At 41.4% G+C, this 19117-nt stretch carries 18 protein-coding genes; all 18 read right to left on the bottom strand.

From position 1 onward, the window contains the following. Positions 1 to 11 precede the first annotated feature (11 nt). The 18 genes from ACLNCV_RS05130 to nrdR all read right to left on the bottom strand — a co-directional run bounded on the left by ACLNCV_RS05130 (position 12) and on the right by nrdR (position 19068). Positions 12 to 845 carry a carbohydrate ABC transporter permease gene (locus ACLNCV_RS05130; RefSeq protein WP_000730468.1) on the bottom strand — a complete coding sequence of 278 codons (834 nt, stop codon included), beginning with the start codon at positions 843 to 845 and terminating at the stop codon, positions 12 to 14. Beyond that, on the bottom strand, positions 845 to 1729 hold the full coding sequence (locus ACLNCV_RS05125) for a carbohydrate ABC transporter permease (protein WP_000237988.1): 885 nt from the start codon (positions 1727 to 1729) through the stop codon (positions 845 to 847). The genes ACLNCV_RS05130 and ACLNCV_RS05125 overlap by 1 nt, the downstream gene beginning before the upstream one ends. 78 nt (positions 1730 to 1807) lie before the next feature. Continuing rightward, positions 1808 to 3145: an ABC transporter substrate-binding protein gene (locus ACLNCV_RS05120; protein WP_424844936.1), complete on the bottom strand. Its 1338-nt coding sequence runs from the start codon at positions 3143 to 3145 to the stop codon at positions 1808 to 1810. An 18-nt stretch (positions 3146 to 3163) separates the two neighbouring features. Then, positions 3164 to 3616 (bottom strand): YhcH/YjgK/YiaL family protein, encoded by a 453-nt coding sequence (locus ACLNCV_RS05115; protein WP_261087447.1) that lies wholly within the window; start codon positions 3614 to 3616, stop codon positions 3164 to 3166. Between the two features lie 396 nt (positions 3617 to 4012). After that, positions 4013 to 4993 (bottom strand): acetylxylan esterase, encoded by a 981-nt coding sequence (locus ACLNCV_RS05110; RefSeq protein WP_424844935.1) that lies wholly within the window; start codon positions 4991 to 4993, stop codon positions 4013 to 4015. 319 nt (positions 4994 to 5312) lie between these two features. After that, the gene (gene recG, locus ACLNCV_RS05105) at positions 5313 to 7328 is read right to left on the bottom strand and encodes an ATP-dependent DNA helicase RecG (protein ID WP_261239805.1); all 2016 of its coding nucleotides are present in this window, start codon (positions 7326 to 7328) and stop codon (positions 5313 to 5315) included. Between the two features lie 18 nt (positions 7329 to 7346). Continuing rightward, positions 7347 to 8450, bottom strand: a complete 1104-nt coding sequence (alr, locus tag ACLNCV_RS05100; RefSeq protein ID WP_261126255.1) for an alanine racemase — start codon at positions 8448 to 8450, stop codon at positions 7347 to 7349. Continuing rightward, entirely contained in the window at positions 8440 to 8802 is a 363-nt protein-coding gene (acpS, locus tag ACLNCV_RS05095) for a holo-ACP synthase (protein ID WP_049544584.1), read from the bottom strand. The genes alr and acpS overlap by 11 nt, the downstream gene beginning before the upstream one ends. A 44-nt stretch (positions 8803 to 8846) precedes the next feature. After that, on the bottom strand, positions 8847 to 9878 hold the full coding sequence (locus tag ACLNCV_RS05090; protein WP_049521667.1) for a 3-deoxy-7-phosphoheptulonate synthase: 1032 nt from the start codon (positions 9876 to 9878) through the stop codon (positions 8847 to 8849). 1 nt (position 9879) lies between these two features. Beyond that, entirely contained in the window at positions 9880 to 10911 is a 1032-nt protein-coding gene (locus tag ACLNCV_RS05085) for a 3-deoxy-7-phosphoheptulonate synthase (RefSeq protein WP_261126653.1), read from the bottom strand. Between the two features lie 80 nt (positions 10912 to 10991). Continuing rightward, a complete protein-coding gene (gene secA / locus ACLNCV_RS05080) occupies positions 10992 to 13505 on the bottom strand; it encodes a preprotein translocase subunit SecA (RefSeq protein ID WP_261126652.1) in 2514 nt (837 codons plus the stop codon). A gap of 144 nt (positions 13506 to 13649) precedes the next feature. Next, entirely contained in the window at positions 13650 to 13937 is a 288-nt protein-coding gene (locus ACLNCV_RS05075) for a hypothetical protein (protein ID WP_261126651.1), read from the bottom strand. A gap of 139 nt (positions 13938 to 14076) precedes the next feature. Further along, complete coding sequence (locus tag ACLNCV_RS05070) at positions 14077 to 14412, bottom strand: hypothetical protein (protein WP_261011231.1); 336 nt, start codon at positions 14410 to 14412, stop codon at positions 14077 to 14079. A gap of 81 nt (positions 14413 to 14493) precedes the next feature. After that, positions 14494 to 15804, bottom strand: a complete 1311-nt coding sequence (der, locus tag ACLNCV_RS05065; protein WP_001207696.1) for a ribosome biogenesis GTPase Der — start codon at positions 15802 to 15804, stop codon at positions 14494 to 14496. Positions 15805 to 15817: 13 nt separating this feature from the next. Then, a complete protein-coding gene (locus ACLNCV_RS05060; RefSeq protein WP_424844934.1) occupies positions 15818 to 16531 on the bottom strand; it encodes an NADPH-dependent oxidoreductase in 714 nt (237 codons plus the stop codon). After that, positions 16528 to 17424, bottom strand: coding sequence for a primosomal protein DnaI (gene dnaI / locus ACLNCV_RS05055; protein ID WP_424844933.1), 897 nt, complete (start codon positions 17422 to 17424; stop codon positions 16528 to 16530). The genes ACLNCV_RS05060 and dnaI overlap by 4 nt, the downstream gene beginning before the upstream one ends. Next, complete coding sequence (locus ACLNCV_RS05050) at positions 17425 to 18594, bottom strand: DnaD domain protein (RefSeq protein ID WP_424844932.1); 1170 nt, start codon at positions 18592 to 18594, stop codon at positions 17425 to 17427. After that, on the bottom strand, positions 18595 to 19068 hold the full coding sequence (gene nrdR / locus ACLNCV_RS05045) for a transcriptional regulator NrdR (RefSeq protein WP_001203672.1): 474 nt from the start codon (positions 19066 to 19068) through the stop codon (positions 18595 to 18597). It abuts the gene before it with no gap. Positions 19069 to 19117 lie beyond the last annotated feature (49 nt).

Raw genomic sequence — 19117 nt, 5'->3', positions numbered from 1 at the left:
CTAATTTTAACTTATTTTACAGATCCTTCTGACAATCCACTTGCAATCTTATTTTGGATGATAGAGAAGAAAATGATTGATGGAAGAACTACAATAACAGATGCTGCCATCATATCTCCCCAGTCTAGTATTTCTGAACCATTAAGTGAACGAAGAGCTACTGCTACTGTCATCTTTCCTGTATTGTTAATCAAAATCAAAGCATACAGGAATTCATTCCAAGCATTGATAAATGTATAAATAGCTGTTGCTACAATACCTGGTGCTACAATCGGTAGTACAACTTTATAAAAAGTAACAAATTTATTTGCACCATCAATTCTAGCTGCTTCTTCAATTCCAATTGGAACTGTTTGGAAAAATCCAACTAAGAGCCAAACTGCATATGGAACACTAAAAGATAGATAAACCATCATCAAGCCAAATAAACTATTTGTTAATCCAACTTTAGCAATGGCAATTGAATAGGGAATTGCTAACAAAATTGGTGGGAAAATGTAGGTAATAACGAGTAGTCTCGACATGATTGCTCCCAATTTAGGGAAGAATCGAACAATACCGTAGGCTGCCATAGCAGAAATAATAATCGCAATAACAGTTGTAGCTAAGGCAATGATTAAACTGTTTCGAATATTATCAATAAAGTGCAAATCGTTGATAACATGTGTAAAATAATCTAATGTAAATTGTTCAGGCCAAAATCGTGTTGGATACTGAGTTAATTCCCCTTTCCCCTTGACAGACGATATGATAATCCATACCAATGGGAAAATTGCAACAATGGTCGCACCTATCAAGAGTACATGTGAGAGAATATCTAAATAAATACTGGATTTCTTCTTCATTATTTTCTACCCTCCTTTTCCCACTTACTGATGATAGCAAAGTAGATAAAGCAAATCGCCACCAAGAAGATAAAGAGCAATACTGTAACTGCTGAGGCACGACCCAACAATTTAGTTCCCCACCCTAGGTTGTAAGCAAAAATTGGAAGCGTCGTTGTAGCATTGGCTGGTCCACCACCAGTAATTAGGTAGATAATGTCAAAGTTATTAAAGATCCATACAGTTCTCAAAACAACTAGAAGCCCTACAACCACTTTAATATGTGGAAAGACGATAAATTTGAACACTTGCCAACTTGAAGCACCATCTATCTTAGCAGCCTCAAATTGTTCTTCTGGTACTGTTTGCAAAGCTGAAAGCACATTAACCATAATCATCGGCGCTCCAAACCAAATGTTGATAAACACCAAACATAGGAATGCCCATGTACTATCTGTCAAAAATGCAGGCGTATGTTCCATTAAACCTAATTTTACGATGAGATTAGGTAAGTAACCATAAACCCCGTTTAGAATCCACTGCCAAGAAAAGGCAATAACGATGGTAGGAAATGCCCAAGGAACAATCAATAAGGTCCTATATAATTTCTTGAAGTGGCGTACTCTGTGAAGAGCTAAAGCCAATACAAACCCTACTAAAACTTGACCAACTAATGAGAAAACGGTCCACTTAATTGAATTAAAGAACGCATTAAAGAAGTTGGGATCTGATAGCACAGCTTTATAGTTAGCTAAACCAACAAATTTATAATTAGGCATAATCAAATGCTTATTGGTAAAGCTATAAAAAATACTCGAGAAAAACGGATAAACAAAGAGTAATCCTACGATAATCATAGCTGGCAAAACAAATATCCAGCGAGTTAAATTACGTTCTTTAACCATTCTCCTTCTCCCTTCTTTTACAAGATTGGGCTAGGGCTTTTCAGCTCACTAGCCCACCTATTTTCTAGTCTTTTACATCTACTGAGCAGCCTCAAATAAATCGTTTAATTGTTTTTCTGCTTCTTTTGCTGCTTTCATAGGATCTGTTCCATTTGAAATGATATCTTGGAACATTTGTTCAATAATGTGTTGGTTAGTCAACATACCAGCTTGTACACTTGGTCCATTTTCATAACCAATAGCAGTACCTTTTTTAACAGCTTCAGTAATTACTTCTTCAGCATGTTTAAATTTCTTACGAGTTTCATTTTCTTTATAGGCTGCAGAATCGCTAATACCCTTAATAGTTGGCAACATACCTACTGGAGTTGAATCAAGGAATTTAACGTAGTCTTCTTCATTATAAAGTGATTCTAAGAATGCTTTAGCAACTTCTGGGTGTTTTGAATTTTTCCAAACAACCATTGGAATGTTTGAGGTTTCAATTCCTTGGTCTTTATCAGATTCTTTGATTTTTGGAATAGGATAAGCATCAATCGAATCAATCAATTGAGGACTGTTGGCATTAATTCCTCCAATATGGAAGCCAGAGTTAAAGTCAAATGCTGTTTTTCCTTGATAGAACAAAGTAGCTTGTTGAAGGACATTAAAGTTCAAAGAATCTTGAGGTGAAATTTCTTTATACAATTTAACCCAGTATTTAATACCATCCTGAGCAAGTTGACTTGTCAAATCCGCTTTAAGATCTTTTGTCAAGAGACTTCCACCACCACTACGTACGTAGAAGTTCAAGAAACGTGTTGCCATTAAGTCATTTGTTCCGAACGGAACAGACAAACCATAAACTCCAGCTTCTTTCAATTTTTTAGAAGCTTCATAGAGTTGATCCCAAGTTTTAGGAACCTCAATATTATGTTCTTTTAATAAATCAGTTCTAACCCACATAACTTGTGCATGTGAATAAAGAGGAACAGAGTAGTAATCATCTTTAATTTTTGCTTCATTTAAGGCAGTTTCGTTAAATTTATCCTGTCCAATACGCTTGATAGAATCGTTTAGCGGAACCAAAGCATCTGAGTTTACCATTTCCATTACTTGGTTAGGAAGAGCTGTACTGATATCTGGCACATTCCCATTTGCTAAACCTGTAGTCCATTTAGTATAGAAGTCATTCCAAGAGAATGTTTCAATCTTGATTTTTGTTTTTGGATGCTTTTGCATGAAAGCATCTGCTGATTTTTGAATACTTTCTAAACGTGGTCCTTGAGTAAAGGAGTGCCACATTGTAATCTCACCAGATAATTCTGTCGGTGGTTCAGTGTCAGCTGTATTTTCTTTCTTTCCTGAACAAGCTACCAAGGCAACGGCTGCTAGCGCAATTCCGGCTAGACATAAAAACTTTCTCATTTTTTTCATGGTTCTTCCCTTTCTACATTAAGAAATCGCAACTTTAAAGACAACTTTTTTCACAGGTTCATCATTTATACGAACCTTTGGTTGATGTAAATCTTCTGGAAAAGTGATGAGGCATTCGCCAGCTCTCAAATGAACCAACTGTTCCACTTCCCCTGTGTATAATTCAATATCTTTCTCTTCATCATATTTTTGGGTAACGCTTACATTTTCTGGCGACGTAACAGCCATGGCTTCTTCGTTTTCCAAAACTAAATGAATATCTAAATATTTTTGGTGAGTTTCAAAGAAGTCTCCTGCTTGACCATCTGCTAAATATGTAAAGCAATTTCCAAACAATCGATCACCATCGATATCAATCGGACCTTCTATCAAATTTTCTAGTCCTGTTTTTTCTAGAAAATCTATTAATGTTGCAAAATGTGGATTTACTTTCACATAAGTTCCTAAACGACTAATTTTTGTAATAATCATACCGTATCCTCCTTTCTACATCTAGTTTCACCAATAACTTTTTAAGAGAGAAATACTCTACATTTCATTCTCTAAATTAGTTTTGTTAGCGTTTTCAATTAGAGTATACTTTTTTTTTTTAGCATTTCAACTCTTTTTCTAATTTGGAATTTAGTTTTAAATCTTTTTAACTATAGCAACCATATTAAAAGTACTTTCAAAAATAAGTAGGTTTCTTGCAAAACTTGTTTCGAGTGTACAAATTAAGAAACAGAAAAAGAAGAAAGTGGAAAAACTCAACTTCAGGAGAAAATGAAGTAAATCTTCCCACAATAAAACGCATAGTATCAAGGTTGTTCAATACCTGATACTATGCGTATTTGTGATTTTTAAGATTTTGTTCCTAGAGTCAACCCCTTATTTTAGATATTTAAAAGGAATCGCACTGCCACAGAGCCAGTTGTAGACTTGGTCATTGACAAAAACATTCATGGCCTCGTGGGCATATTCAGGCATGAGGCGATAGGCCTTATCGCAGGTCAGCCGATTGTAAATCGCAAACTGGGTAATAGGGTAGCAAACATCATCGTCCAAGCCCGTAATCATCTTAACCTCACCCTTGATACGATGGGCAAGATTTTTCACATCAATATAGGCAAGGGTCGCCATGATTTCCTCCTCAGTTTCATGGAAGGGGTCGTGAAACTTGAAATAACGGAAAAGTTCGTCGTAAGCCTCGCTAGTATTACCAATCTCAAGCACTCGTCTGAAGTCTGACAAGAAAGGATAGATGGCAACAGTTTTCTCAATTCGAGGATTGAGTGCCGCAGCAACCAAGGCTAGAGCCCCTCCTTGCGAGGCACCATAGCTTGAAAGTCGATTCTCATCCACCTGAGGCAGACTAGCAATAATTTCAACCAACTGGTAAATGTCCAGATAAACATCCTTATAAAAGAGGTGCTCCCGACCTTCCACAGCCCCACGGATAATATGTCCCTTAACCGTATTTCCTAGAGGAGAACGCAAACCTTCCTGTGAATAACCTGACTGTCCCCGCACATCCATGGAAACAACACCGTAACCAGCCACGGTGAAGGCCAGCATGTCGGCCCAGTCCCAGCCACGTCCCATATAACCATGGAAATGGAAGATTATCGGAACCTTCTCCTCACTCTTTGGAAGAACTACTCGTGCATAGACCTTGCCTTCATTGGTTCCTTCAAATGTTAACTCATAGCACTTGACTTGAGAAATATGGAAATCTCTTTCCTCCAACTGGTAGGCTGGAAGAGTAGAAACTTTTTTTACTTCCCCATCCCAGAAAACATCAAAGTCTTCTGGAACCTCATCCCGTCCTTTATAAGTCTTGATTTCTTCTAACAAAGCTGGATTTTTCATAGCATGCTCCTTCATTTTTGTAATCGCTACCACAACTGTAGCATATCTAGAAAAGCATTGCAAGAAAGAAGGGTAAATAGAAAGTGAATTTAGCTTTTTCCTTCAAGCCTATCGACTGAAAGTAATTTTAAAAACAAAAAAAGAGCATTTTCGCTCTTTCTTCTTCTGCTTAATCTTAATTTTTTGCTTCTTTCTTTTGGAAAGTGGTTTGGTAATTTACTTTAATCGTTACTGTCATGTGAGAGTCCTCGTTTCTTTTTGATGACTCTAGTATAAGGGCCAAACCTGAAAGCTAGCTTAAGATTTCCTTAGAGAAAGCTTAATCTAGATGTTCTTTCTTTTCCAGATGAAGGGCAATCATGCGCCACTCTGGATCCTCTTGCCAAGCTTCTATCGAACTAATGTAGCTAGCAACCTTTCTGGCTTCTTCTAAAATTGGAAAATCTTCGATAATATCAGCCACTTGGAACTCTGGAAGACCTGACTGTCTGGTTCCAAAAATCTCACCCGAACCCCGCATTTTCAAATCTTCCTCCGCAAGAACAAATCCATTGGTAGTTTCTGTCATGATGCGCATGCGGTCTTTCCCAGAATCAGTCTTGGGATTGGCAACGAGAACTGCATAAGACTGCTTATCTCCCCGACCAACACGACCTCTGAGCTGGTGAAGCTGGCTGAGCCCGAAGCGATCCGCATCCATGATAATCATAACGGTCGCATTGGGAACATTGACCCCTACCTCGATAACCGTCGTCGAAACCAGAATATCCGTTTTTCTCTCTTTGAACTCCTGCATAATCTGGTCTTTTTCATCACTCTTCATCTTACCATGTAGAAGAGCCACTTCTGCCTTACCAGCAAAATGAGCCGTCAACTCTTCTGATAAGGCAATGGCATTTTTCAAATCCAGAGCTTCTGATTCTTCAATCAAAGGAGAGATGACATAGGCTTGGGAACCTTTTTGGATTTCTCCCTCTAACCAAGTCAAGACCTGAGGTAATTGCTCATGTTTGATCCAGCGTGTCACAATAGGCTTCCGTCCTGCTGGCATCTGGTCAATAATGGAAACATCCATATCTCCAAATGCTGTGATAGCCAGCGTCCGTGGAATGGGAGTCGCCGTCATCATGAGGACATCTGGATTGTCGCCTTTTTCCCGTAAAACACGCCTTTGCCCTACACCAAAGCGGTGCTGCTCATCGATGATAATCAAGCCCAGACGAGCATAATCCACCCCATCCTGAATCAGAGCGTGGGTTCCAATAATCAAATCAGCCTCACCCTTGGCAATAGTCTCCAAGACTTCTCTCTTTTCTGCAGCTTTCAAGGAACCTGTCAAAAGAGCCAGTTTTAGGGCTGGGAAGAGACTCTTCAAACTCTCAAAGTGTTGCTCTGCAAGGATTTCTGTTGGCACCATGAGAGCAGCCTGGTAGCCAGCTGTCACCGCCGCAAACATAGCCAAGCCAGCGACTACCGTTTTTCCACTCCCCACATCCCCTTGTAGGAGACGATTCATGTGGTGGTCCGACTTCATATCGGTTAAAATTTCCTGCAAACTCTTTTCCTGATCTTGAGTCAAGGCAAAAGGCAAGCTTTCTTTGACTTCTGTCACTTTTTCCTGAGACCAGTTCAAAATCAGACCGCTGCCCTGAACTCTATTTTCAAACTTGAGCGTCTGCAACTGCATCTGAAAATAAAAGAGTTCCTCAAACTTGATACGGCGAAGGGTCTGCTTGTATTCTGCCAAATCCTTAGGAAAATGCATAGCTCGGACCGCCTGACAACGGGACATGAGTTTGTATTTGTCTAGCAAAGACTGGGGAAGATTTTCCTCTATCAAGAGGTCCAGTCCCTGATCAAAGGCTGTCTTGATGACCTTGACCAGACTGGCCTGACTAATTCCCTGAGCCAAGCGATAGACAGGTTGGAGGTCATCTTCCACCTGAGCTAGGACCTTCATCCCAGTCAGACTAGCCTTGGCGCGGTCCCATTTTCCAAAGACAGCAAGAGTTGCTCCCAACTCTATCTTATCAGCTAGATAAGGCTGGTTAAAGAAATTCACCGCAAAAACGACTTCTCCCTGCTTAAGACTAAAGCGTAGGCGATTGCGCTTGAAACCATAATACTGGACACTAGCAGGAGTCACGACTTGACCAGAAAGAACTGCCTTTTCGCCATCTTCCAGCTCTAGCACCTGCTTAGTCTTAAAGTCTTCATAACGGAAAGGAAAGTAGAGCAAGAGGTCTTGCAAATTTTCAATTCCTAGTTTGGCGTATTTTTCTGCTGACTTTGGTCCCACACCAGGTAAGACATGCAAGGGTTGATGTAGATTCATGCTCCACTCCTTTCTTTTCTAATAATATTCTCTCGGAATGCGGTCGCTGAGAAGACAAACCACCTCATAGTTAATAGTCCCACGGTAGGTCGCTACCTGAGTAGCTGTGATTTCCTTGTTCCCGTTAGAACCAATGAGGGTGACTTTTGTTCCTAAGGGATAAAGCTTAGGCAGACGAATAGTGATTTGGTCCATAGAAACTCGTCCAACAATTGGGCAAGCTTGCCCATCTACCAAGACGGAGAAATTCTGCATGTCACGTGTCCAACCATCCGCATAGCCGATTGGCACAGTCGCTATGACTTGCTCGCTATCCGCTTGATATGTCGCTCCATAGCCCATGCAAGCTCCAGCTGAAACTGTCTTGACATGAACCAGAGCAGATTCCAAGGTCAAGGCTGGTTTCAAGTCATAGGGTAAGTCCAAAACCTCTCCACTTGGATTGAGACCATACATGGCATCTCCCATACGAACCGCATTGAAAATAGTCTCTGCATGCCAGAGGGTCGTCGCCGAGTTGCTGGCATGAATCAGCTCTGGGACTTCCTTTATACTAGCCAAAATAGTTTTAAACTGTTCTAACTGGACATTAAAGTAGGCATCTGATTCCTCGTCTGCAGTAGCAAAGTGGGTAAAAATCCCTTCAACACCAGCACCATGTTGTTGGAGCAAGTCTTGAGCCTGCTCAGCTTCACTAGCCTCTCGAAAGCCAATTCGTCCCATTCCTGAGTCAATCTTAAGGTGGACTGTCAATCCAGTTAGGTCCGCTTCCTTATCTAAGAGTGCTTGAATCCACTCCAGCCCAGCCACAGTCAAGGTGATATCGTATTCTTTAGCTAGAGCAACAGCTTCTAGCTCAGAAACTCCTAAAATGAGGATTTTCTTCCTGAGTCCCGCTTGTCTAAGTTCAATGGCTTCATCAATATTGGAAACGCAAAAGCCATCAACATCATCTTGAATAGCCGTCGCAACGGCAACAGCTCCATGACCATAGGCATTGGCCTTGACTACTGCAAATTTGAGCGTTCCTTGAGGGATATGAGCCCCCATTTGCTGAATATTTTGTCGAATAGCTCCCAGATGAATCAGAGCCTTGGTTGGTCTATGTGGACTAGCTTTCATGATTTTCCTCCAAAATGACACTGGCTGTCACAAACTGATCTGTATGGCTGATAGACAGCCAAATCTTTCCTGAAAATGGTGACTGACTAAAATAAGGCGCCCCGCGTTCATTATTCAAGACTTCCAAATCCTGAAAACCGAGCTTCCCAATACCAGTTCCCATAGCCTTGGAAAAGGCCTCCTTAGCCGACCAGCGACCAGCCAAATATTCGATTTGCCTGCGCCCTTTAAGACTGTTAAACCGTTCCATTTCCTGAGCGGTCAGCACGCGCTTGGCAAAGCCTTCATGTCGTGTAACTGCGCTTTCTATCGAAGCCAATTCTTCGATATCAATTCCGTGTCCAACTATCATTCTCATCAAAAGGAGTTGAGATTCCCCAACTCCATCCTTTTCACTTATTTTGTCAAGGTAGCATAAATTTCTTCTACCAAGGCCTCTGTATTTTCCCAACCTAGGCAAGGATCGGTAATGGAGCAACCAAAGACCTCTGGTTGATTTTGACGACCATCTGCTAGGTAAGATTCAATCATAAAGCCTCGAACCGTCTTTTTGATTTTCTCATTCCAATCACGATTTTGCAAGGTCTGGCGAACAATTCGAATCTGCTCCATATATTGCTTGCCTGAATTATCATGGTTGGTATCAATGAGGATAAAGGGATTTTCAAGTCCCATGGCTTCATAGCGTTCAATGGCATTTAGCAGGGTTTCATAGTAAAAGTTAGGCTCATTTTTCCCATATTCATTGACTGCGCCACGAAGGATGACGTGAGCCAAGGGATTTCCTGAAGTCTCAACTTCTTGACCATGAAAGAGGAAGGTTTGTTTGTTTTGAGCGGCATAGATACCGTTAAACATAACACCAAGATTTCCTGAGGTTGGATTTTTCATCCCCACTGGTGCATCAATCCCTGAGGCCACAAAGCGGTGCTCTTGGTCTTCCACAGAACGAGCCCCAACAGCATGGTAGCTGACCAAATCATCTACCAAGACCAGATTTGACGGATAAAGCATCTCATCTGCTGTTGTCAAACCAGTCTCTGTAATCACGCGGTAGTGCAACTGGCGCACAGCCTGCAAGCCGTTGATTAGACTCGGAGCTTTTGAAGTATCTGGCTGGTGAACCAAACCTTTATATCCATCCCCGTTTGTGCGAGGTTTAGCAGTATAAACACGCATAACCATGAAAATCTTGTCCGCCACCTTCTTTTGCAAGGCGGACAAACGGCGGGCATATTCCAAGACAGCCTCTTCATTATCAGAAGAGCAAGGACCAATCACCAAAAGGATCCGGTCATCTTCTCCTGAAATGATGTCTGCCAATTCTCTGTCACGACGCTCCTTTAGTCGCAAGGCTTCCACAGACAATTGGGTTTCTGCCTTGATTGCTTCAATATCGATTTCTTGACCTTTTTCAATAAATGCCATCTTATTCTCCTAGTGTTTGGTAGATTTCTCTGACAAGGGCTTCTGTATTTTCCCAGCCAAGGCAAGGGTCTGTGATAGACTTGCCAAATACTTCTGGTTCGTTTTGACGGCCGTCTTCTAGATAAGACTCAATCATAAAGCCACGAACGTACTGCTTGATTTTTTCATTCCAATCACGGTTAATCAAGGTCTGGCGGACAATTCGAATTTGGTCCATATATTGCTTACCAGAATTGTCATGATTGGTATCCACAATGATAAAGGGATTTTCCAAGCCCATTTTCTCATACTGGGCAATGGTATCCATCAAATTATCATAGTAGTAGTTAGGAATATTCTTACCATACTCATTGATCGCTCCACGAAGAATGGCGTGTGAAAGCGGGTTCCCAGTTGTTTCCACTTCTTTTCCTAGGAAAAGGAAACTTTGTTTGTTTTGAGCAGCATAAATCCCATTAAACATAACATTGAGATTTCCAGAGGTTGGATTTTTAAACCCAGTCGCGAAATCTGCCCCACTTGCCACAAAGCGGTGTTGCTGGTCTTCAACTGAACGGGCACCAACCGCCATGTAAGAAATCAAATCATCTACAAGCGGAAGATTTTCAGGATAAAGCATTTCATCAGCTGTCGTCATACCTGTTTCTGTGATAACACGATAGTGAAGATGGCGCACGGCTTTAATCCCGTTGATGAGGCTAGGCGCCTCTGCCGTATTAGGTTGGTGAATCAAGCCCTTATAGCCATCTCCGTTGGTACGAGGTTTAGCAGTATAAACACGCATAACCATAAAAATACGGTCTGCTACTTCTTCTTGCAAAGTTGCCAAACGCTTAGCGTACTCAAGGACAGCTTCTTCATTGTCAGATGAGCATGGTCCGATTACCAAGAGAATTCGTTGGTCTTCTCCACGTATAATGGCTTCTAGCTCTTGATCACGCTGTGATTTTCTCTCCAAAGCTTGGCCTTCTAATTTTGATAAGGCACGAACTTCTTCAATATTAATTTTAGGACTTTTTGCTGTAAATACCATAACTCATCTCCTTATAAAGCAAACGGATACCAAGTAAAAATTTACTTTTCACAAGGTATCCGCCTCTAAACTATCTCATTTTATTGTCTTTTACCGTGACAGTTTTTAAACTTCTTACCAGAACCACATGGGCAAAGTTCATTCCGTCCAATCTGACTCAAATCCAGATTTTCAGGCATATTTGCTTGGTGGGCAGCGATATTACGAGTCGCTGTTGTACTGATATGGTGTTCTGCTTGTGGTCTTTCTTGTTCATGAATTTGGGCTTTCATCATCAAGCGTGTCACATCAAACTCAATCGAACCAATCATATCATTGAACATACGGAAACCTTCTGCCTGATACTCAACAACAGGGTTGTTTTGAGCATAGCCACGAAGCCCAACCGCATTACGCAATTGATCGAGGGCATCGATATGATCTGTCCACTTGTTATCTACCACCCGTAGAATCAAGACTTTTTGGAATTCTTTAACTGCTTCTTCATCGCGTAATTTTGAAACCTGACTATCGTAAACCTTCAAGGCACGTTGGAAGAGTTCTTCCTTAATAGCCTTATCAGACAAGCCTGACAAGTCTTCGATTGAAATAGAATCTTCTGGAAGCAAGTTGTACTTAGCAAAGTTCAAAATTGCCTCTAGTTTTTCATCTTGTTTGGCACGCGCATGACCATCGACGACACGACCAATCGTGCGTTTAATCATAGACTGAATTTCAGGTGCCAAGTCACGATCTGCAGTGATAACGTCGTAACGTTGAGCGTAGATAATCTCGCGTTGTTCACGCATGACATCATCGTATTGAAGGACTTGTTTACGGGTATCGTAGTTATTTCCTTCGACACGTTTTTGTGCTGCTTCAACCTGACGTGTCAACATACGAGACTCAATGGCCTCTTCAGACATGTTGAGACGTTCAAAGATTCCTTTCAAGCGTTCAGAACCAAAACGTTTCATCAAATCATCTTCAAGAGAGAGGTAGAATTGTGACTCACCTGGGTCTCCTTGACGACCTGAACGTCCACGAAGCTGGTTATCGATACGACGGCTTTCATGACGTTCTGTACCAATCACACAAAGTCCACCCAATTCGCGAACACCTTCGCCAAGCTTGATGTCGGTACCACGACCGGCCATGTTGGTTGCGATGGTAACAGCACCACGTTGACCAGCATTCATGATGATTTGAGCCTCTTTATAGTGGTTCTTAGCATTCAAGACTTCGTGAGGAACACCAGCAGCGACCAATTTCTTAGAAATGTAATCACTAGTTTCAACCGCTACTGTACCAACCAAGACAGGTTGACCTTTTTGGTAACGAGCCTTAACGTCTTCGACAACCGCCTTAAACTTAGCCTCGATACTTGCATAAAGAAGGTCTGAGTGGTCAATACGTTGAACAGGACGGTTTGTTGGAATTGGAATAACACGAATGTTATAGATTTCACGGAATTCTTCTTCCTCAGTCTTACCTGTACCCGTCATACCAGACAATTTCTTGTACATACGGAAGAGGTTTTGGTAAGTGATTGAGGCAGATGTCTTGGTTTCATCCTGGATTGGCACACCTTCTTTAGCTTCAATGGCTTGGTGCAATCCATCAGAATAACGACGACCTTCCATAGTACGACCTGTAAATTGGTCGACAATCAAGATTTCTTGTTCTTCGCTCACTACATAGTCAATATCGAGAAGCATGATGTAGTTGGCACGAAGGGCGTTATCAATAAAGTGAGTCAAAGCCACATTTTCGATGTCATAGAGGTTTTCAAGCTTGAAGTAGCTTTCAGCCTTGTCAATCCCTGAATCAGACAAACCAATAGTCTTAGACTGCACGTCGATGATGTAGTCGTCTTTGTCCAAAGATTTTACATAGTGGTCTGCCATGTGATAGAGTTGACTGGTTTCAACTGCGTTAGCACCTGATACGATCAAAGGTGTACGAGCCTCGTCAATCAAGATAGAGTCAACCTCATCGACCAAGGCATAGTTAAGCGGACGTTGTACCATGTTTTCAGCGCGAACGACCATGTTATCACGAAGGTAGTCAAATCCGATTTCTGAGTTGGTTGAGTAGGTAATGTCACACTCATAGGCTTCTTTTTTCTCCATTGGAGATTTGGCAGCCAAGTTAATCCCTACTGACAAGCCAAGCCATGAGTACAATTCACCCATCTCAGTCGCGTCACGTTCGGATAGGTATTCATTGACCGTAACTACGTGAACCCCTTTACCTGAAAGGGCATTGAGGTATACCGGCATGGTCGCAGTCAAGGTTTTTCCTTCCCCTGTACGCATCTCTGGCACGTCACCATGGTGAAGAACGATTCCCCCCATGACCTGAACCTTATATGGGAAGAGACCTAGGACACGTTTGGCACCTTCACGGACAACCGCAAATGCTTCATAAAGCAATGAATCCAGTGATTCTCCATTTTGATAACGTTCTTTAAATTCAACTGTTTTTGCTTTTAGTTGGTCGTCAGTCAAAGAAGCCATTTGGTCTTCGTATTTGAAAACCTTGTCAGCCATCTTTTCCAGACGACGGATTTCTCCTTTATCATTTTCGATAATTGTTTTTAAAATATTAGCCATGTTTTTCCTTACTTTAAATTCCGAATATTTTAGAATGTTCTTTTAATTTTAGCACAATTACTGATTATTTTCAAGGAAGAATCCCAATTTGAAAAGGAAAAAGAGGCTAGTTTCCAAGCTAACCTCTCTGACTTTTATGATACTTTAATTGCCAAAAATTGGCAAAAGAGCAAATAGGATACACATATTAATCCAAAGATTAATGCAACAGATGAGTCCAAAAATTAAGAGAACTCCATCGTTGGATAAGAAGGCCATCAAAATGGACAGAATTCCAAAAACTAGCAAGATTTTCTGCATAACGAAGATGTCAATCGTTACCCCCAGAATCGGACTGCCCCAAGGAAGAAAGAAGAAAGCAATCCAGATCAAAAGAACTAAACCAATATAGACCTTGGAATAGCGTGTAATAAATGATTTTAGATGTGTCATAAGCCACCTCCTACAAATAGAAAGTAATATAATACTCAATGAAAATCAAAGAGCAAACTAGGAAACTAGCCGCAGGCTGTACTTGAGTACGGCAAGGCGACGTTGACGTGGTTTGAATTTGATTTTCGAAGAGTATAAATCAATGCCTTCCACCGTTAGACTTCCCTAGTTCCCGTCTCAAGCGAAACATTTTTTTGAAACAGGAATAAGTTAACCAATTCAGACCAATAGCTAGCAGAATAAAAAGAAACCAAATGACCCAAAACTTGATATCTGTCACATTTCTCAAGACGATATTGAAAAACAGAACTGAAACAACTGTCCAAGCAAGGCTAAAAAGAGAATAGAGGGGGATGTAAACCCAGTAAAAATAGTAAAAAATTGGGAAAAATTTACTATTTCTGTTGGCCTTTTCAATCCAGTTATCAAAATAAAAGTAAGGTGCTAAAAGTAAGAATTTAAACAAATGTTCCATCATCGACACCTCTTTTGATAGCGTTTTTCCAACTTCATTCTATCAAAAAAATCTGGAAATGTCATTCCAGATTCTGCTTTTTTATTTGCGTTTTCTTGCGATGAGATGGATTGGGGTTCCTTCAAAGACAAAGGCCTTGCGAATTTGATTTTCCAAGAAACGTAGGTAAGAAAAGTGCATAAGTTCTTCTTCGTTGACAAAGATGACAAAGGTTGGTGGTTTGGTTGCCACTTGAGTCGCATAGAAAATCTTGAGGCGTTTTCCTTTATCTGTCGGTGTTGGATTGATGGCAATGGCATCCATAATAACATCATTCAAGACAGCTGATGGAATACGTGTATTTTGACTTTCGCTAATTTGTTTGATCATCTCAGGAAGTTTGTGAAGACGTTGCTTGGTCAAGGCTGATACAAAGATAATCGGGGCATAGGGCAGGTATTGGAACTGCTCACGAATATCTTCTTCCCAGTTTTTCATAGTGTGGTTGTCTTTTTCAAGCGTATCCCACTTGTTGACCACGATAATCATCCCTTTACCAGCTTCATGGGCAAAACCTGCGATACGCTTATCGTATTCACGAATACCCTCTTCCGCATTGATGACCATCAAGACCACATCTGAACGGTCAATAGCACGCATGGCACGCATGACAGAGTATTTCTCAGTATTTTCATAAACCTTACCAGACTTACGCATACCAGCCGTATCAATCATGGTAAACTCTTGACCATCTGTATCTGTAAAGTGTGTATCGATGGCGTCACGAGTTGTTCCAGCAACGGGACTAGCAATGACACGGTCTTCACCCAAGATAGCATTGATCAAGCTTGATTTTCCAACATTAGGACGACCAATCAAGCTAAACTTAATCACATCTGGATTTTCTTCTTCATATTCATTTGGAAGATTTTCTACGATGGCGTCTAGCACATCCCCTGTACCGATACCATGGACAGATGAGATAGGCAGTGGTTCACCTAAACCGAGAGCATAGAAATCATAGATATCATTTCGCATCTCAGGGTTATCCACCTTGTTAACCGCAAGAATAACTGGTTTGTGGGTCTTATAAAGCTTACGAGCTACGTATTCATCTGCATCAGTAATTCCTTCCTTACCAGACACGACAAAGACGATAACATCTGCTTCTTCCATGGCAATTTCTGCCTGGTGCTTGATTTGTTCCATGAAAGGAGCATCGACATCATCGATTCCTCCCGTATCAATCATGCTAAAGGAACGATTGAGCCACTCACCCGTTGCATAGATACGGTCACGTGTCACTCCTTCGACATCTTCTACAATGGAGATTCGCTCACCAGCGATCCGATTAAATAGGGTTGATTTCCCAACATTGGGACGTCCTACAATGGCAATAGTTGGTAGGGCCATAATTTCTCACTTTCTACAATAACTTCTTCTGTTCAAGATTTTTTCTAGTTGAGCTTGGTTCAGCTTGACCAAACTGTTCTGCTAGGCGCTGACTCCAGCTTGTGGTCGCACGTGCTCCAGCATAGTCCGCCTGTACACGGTCATAAGCCTCAATCGCATCAACTGTTTGTTCCTGATATTCTTCCTCAAATACCACTTGATGCAATGGCAAGCGAGGTTTGACTTCATGTTCTTCATTTGGAAGACCTAGCGCCATCCCAAAAACTGGATAAGTGTAGCCAGGCAGGTTAAAGAGCTCTGCCACTTCTTCTGACTTGTACCGTACCAAGCCAATAATGACACCACCATAGCCCAAGCTTTCAGCTGCCAGCAGGGCATTTTGACCGGCAAGAGCCGCATCGACCGAACTAATCAAGAGGCCTTCCACACCTTGGGGTTGGAATGTATCAGTATGAAGCTGGGCTCCCTTTTCCGCTCGGTTCAAATCTCCGACAAAGAGAAGGAAAATAGCTGACTGGCGAATGGCTTCTTGAGGCACCAATTCATACAAGGCATCTTTCTTTTCTTGACTTCGCACTACAATCACAGAGTAGGATTGAAAATTCTTCCAAGACGAGGCCATTTGGGCTGCTGTCAGGATTTCAGTCAAGTCTTCCTGAGGGAGGGCTTGCTCCTTAAATCTTCGAACAGACTTATGAGCTTTCATCAGTTTAATCGTTTCTGTCATCGGCGGTTCACTCCTTCTAAACGAGTCTCCTCAGCCAAATAACGGATGCGTTCCATGACGCGTCTGGCTTCCCAGGTTTCGTCATTTCCATGCTTCCCTTTAGCGAAATGCCGCTCCAAGTCTTCAAAGTTGAAGTTGGAAGTAAAAAAGGTCGGTAAATTTTCCTGCATCCGATATTGGAGAATGACTTGTAGGATTTCATCCCGCACCCAAGCTGTTGATTGCTCGGCACCAATATCATCTAAAATCAGGACTTCAGAAAGCTTAATCTCATCCACCAAGGTCTTGACATTGCCATCACTAATAGCATTTTTGACATCAATGACAAAGCTAGGATAGTGGAGGAGAGTTGATGAAACACCGCGTTTTTCTGATAAATCATGAGCCAAGGCAGCCACCATGAAACTTTTACCCACACCAAAGTCTCCATACAAGTAAAGACCTTTCAAATTATTGGGGTAATCGTTAACAAATTCTATCATTCTTTTTAGAACAGTTATACGCTGAACATCATCACGATAAACATCTAAAAAACTGACATTTTTCAGGCTAGATGGAAAATTAATTAAGTTGAGACGTTTCTTGATAGCCGCTTCTTTTTCAGCTGCGATTAGTTCAGGAGTTTCTTCATAAGAAACATCCGCATAGCCATGGTTCATGACTAGTATAGGCTTGTAGCCTTTGGCAATATAATCTGTATCTCCTCGGAGGAATTTATCTCTCTCAGTGATGTATTGGTTAAACTTGGAAATACTACGATTCAACTCGTCCTGATTGAGGGATTCTTGCTGGACAAAGGCCGCAACATCAGGATCCTTCATGATTTTCTGGACCAAATCTTGATAGTGAAAACGACTTGGTTGACGTTTGAGTACATCTCCGACACTTTCCATCTAATCACCTCCGTTATCTAATTTTGCTAATAATTCTAGGGTTTGGCGTTCCATCTCTTCTAATTCCTCAGCGGATGAAGTATTTTTATATTCAGGATTACTCCATTTAGGAACATTGGTTTTTGCTGGGGCAGTCTGATTCTGTTTTTGTGTTTTTGCTTTCTGCCCTCGCTCACGGATTCGTAAGACTGCCTCTTCTGCCGAATGAATCTTTTGATAGGCATAGTCATTAGCTACCTTCATGGCATATTTCTCATTGATATTTGCCGAATCCACCTTATTAAAGGTCAATAAGAGAATAATATTGATGACTTCGTCCAGCAAGCCCAAGCCAGCCATCTGTTGCAAGAGTTCTCTTTCTGTTTGGGTAATGGTCCCCTTGCGTGTTTGCTTGATTTCTGCTAAGAACTGCAGGGCAGTTTTACTTTTTGCTTCTTTGATAATGGTCGCTTCCTTAGGATTAAAGTCAGAGGAAACAGGTTTTTGAGCGATTTTTTCCCGCATGCGTTTGGTTGAAATAACCTGGGAAACAGCTGTTGACTTGGCCAATTGATAGGTTTCAAACCAAGTCCACTTCTTCTCATCGGCAATGGCAAAGAGGTTTAAGACATCGGACTGCTCATCCGCAAATCGAAGCCCATCTCGAGCCATAAGCTGACGAAAATGATCTAAGTCAAAATCATTGGCCACTTTCTTCTTGAGACCAAGGTCTTCTTGACTTCCCAGTTCTGCCAAGTCTGGAAAGACTTGGTTGAGTGAGACAGGTATTTCTTCCCCCTCAGCACTCTCAACTTTCAAATCCTCCACAGCTGCATCACCAATCTTTTTCTCCAAGAGTCTGCGATAAACAGGATGTTCCAAGAAGTCCTGACTCGAGAGAGGGGCATGGATGGCTAGCTGATAAACGTCCCCCTTTTGATAGAGGGTCAAAAGATTGAAAGCAGATAGGATTTTCAGGGATTTTATCAGTCTATCCATCCCAAAATTGAGATGGTTGAGAATACTTGAAAAAAGATATTCCTTTTTGCCATTATCCCAAAAACTAATCGTATAAAGATAAAGGCTCAGTGCCTCCTGACCGATAATCGGGAGGTAGCACTGTACCAAAGATGAGGTATCTTGCGACACCCGATTATTCTTTAAATAAGAAAAACGGTCAATTGGCTTCATTTATCTTTCCTTTTTCTTTTTAGAGGACTGGGTAATTTGTTGGAGCAAGCTCTCTAGCTCACTGACATCCTTAAAACTACGATAGACACTGGCAAAACGTACATAGGTAATCTCATCCAACTCAGCCAACTCCTCCATGACAAGTGAACCAATATCCTCACTTTGAATTTCATTTTCATTTCGACCACGGAGTTTCTGTTCGATACGATTGACTACCATGTTGATTTCATCACTTGACACAGGACGTTTCTGGGCTGAGCGGATAATTCCATTAAAGATTTTATCTCTGGAGAATTGTTCCCGTGTGCCATCTTTTTTAACGACTACTAAGGTTCTTTCTTCTACCCGTTCGTAGGTCGTAAAACGGTGTTGACATTCATCGCACTCACGTCTTCTACGAATGGTGTTCCCTTCTTCTGCTTGGCGACTATCGATAACACTTGACTTGGTAGCCCCACATTTTGGACAACGCATCCTTTCCCTCCTTATCGTTTTCTTTTCATTATACCATTTTTTAAGCGAT

This window comes from Streptococcus sp. CL5.50, assembly GCF_049738015.1.
Lineage (GTDB): Bacteria > Bacillota > Bacilli > Lactobacillales > Streptococcaceae > Streptococcus > Streptococcus mitis_CA.
Note: the sequence above shows the minus strand (reverse complement) of the source record. Positions and strands in the feature narration are given on the sequence as shown.

Bases quoted from the DNA above. Each gene is read 5' to 3' on its own strand.
- ACLNCV_RS05090 (WP_049521667.1), bottom strand. From the start codon at position 9,878: ATGGCATTTATTGAAAAAGGTCAAGAAATCGATATTGAAGCAATCAAG.
- ACLNCV_RS05125 (WP_000237988.1), bottom strand. From the start codon at position 1,729: ATGGTTAAAGAACGTAATTTAACTCGCTGGATATTTGTTTTGCCAGCT.
- ACLNCV_RS05060 (WP_424844934.1), bottom strand. From the start codon at position 16,531: ATGACAGAAACGATTAAACTGATGAAAGCTCATAAGTCTGTTCGAAGA.
- acpS (WP_049544584.1), bottom strand. From the start codon at position 8,802: ATGATAGTTGGACACGGAATTGATATCGAAGAATTGGCTTCGATAGAA.
- ACLNCV_RS05130 (WP_000730468.1), bottom strand. From the start codon at position 845: ATGAAGAAGAAATCCAGTATTTATTTAGATATTCTCTCACATGTACTC.
- ACLNCV_RS05115 (WP_261087447.1), bottom strand. From the start codon at position 3,616: ATGATTATTACAAAAATTAGTCGTTTAGGAACTTATGTGAAAGTAAAT.
- ACLNCV_RS05110 (WP_424844935.1), bottom strand. From the start codon at position 4,993: ATGAAAAATCCAGCTTTGTTAGAAGAAATCAAGACTTATAAAGGACGG.
- ACLNCV_RS05070 (WP_261011231.1), bottom strand. From the start codon at position 14,412: ATGGAACATTTGTTTAAATTCTTACTTTTAGCACCTTACTTTTATTTT.
- dnaI (WP_424844933.1), bottom strand. From the start codon at position 17,424: ATGGAAAGTGTCGGAGATGTACTCAAACGTCAACCAAGTCGTTTTCAC.
- ACLNCV_RS05075 (WP_261126651.1), bottom strand. From the start codon at position 13,937: ATGACACATCTAAAATCATTTATTACACGCTATTCCAAGGTCTATATT.
- ACLNCV_RS05085 (WP_261126653.1), bottom strand. From the start codon at position 10,911: ATGGTATTTACAGCAAAAAGTCCTAAAATTAATATTGAAGAAGTTCGT.
- ACLNCV_RS05050 (WP_424844932.1), bottom strand. From the start codon at position 18,594: ATGAAGCCAATTGACCGTTTTTCTTATTTAAAGAATAATCGGGTGTCG.
- secA (WP_261126652.1), bottom strand. From the start codon at position 13,505: ATGGCTAATATTTTAAAAACAATTATCGAAAATGATAAAGGAGAAATC.
- ACLNCV_RS05120 (WP_424844936.1), bottom strand. From the start codon at position 3,145: ATGAAAAAAATGAGAAAGTTTTTATGTCTAGCCGGAATTGCGCTAGCA.
- alr (WP_261126255.1), bottom strand. From the start codon at position 8,450: ATGAAAGCTAGTCCACATAGACCAACCAAGGCTCTGATTCATCTGGGA.
- recG (WP_261239805.1), bottom strand. From the start codon at position 7,328: ATGAATCTACATCAACCCTTGCATGTCTTACCTGGTGTGGGACCAAAG.
- der (WP_001207696.1), bottom strand. From the start codon at position 15,804: ATGGCCCTACCAACTATTGCCATTGTAGGACGTCCCAATGTTGGGAAA.
- nrdR (WP_001203672.1), bottom strand. From the start codon at position 19,068: ATGCGTTGTCCAAAATGTGGGGCTACCAAGTCAAGTGTTATCGATAGT.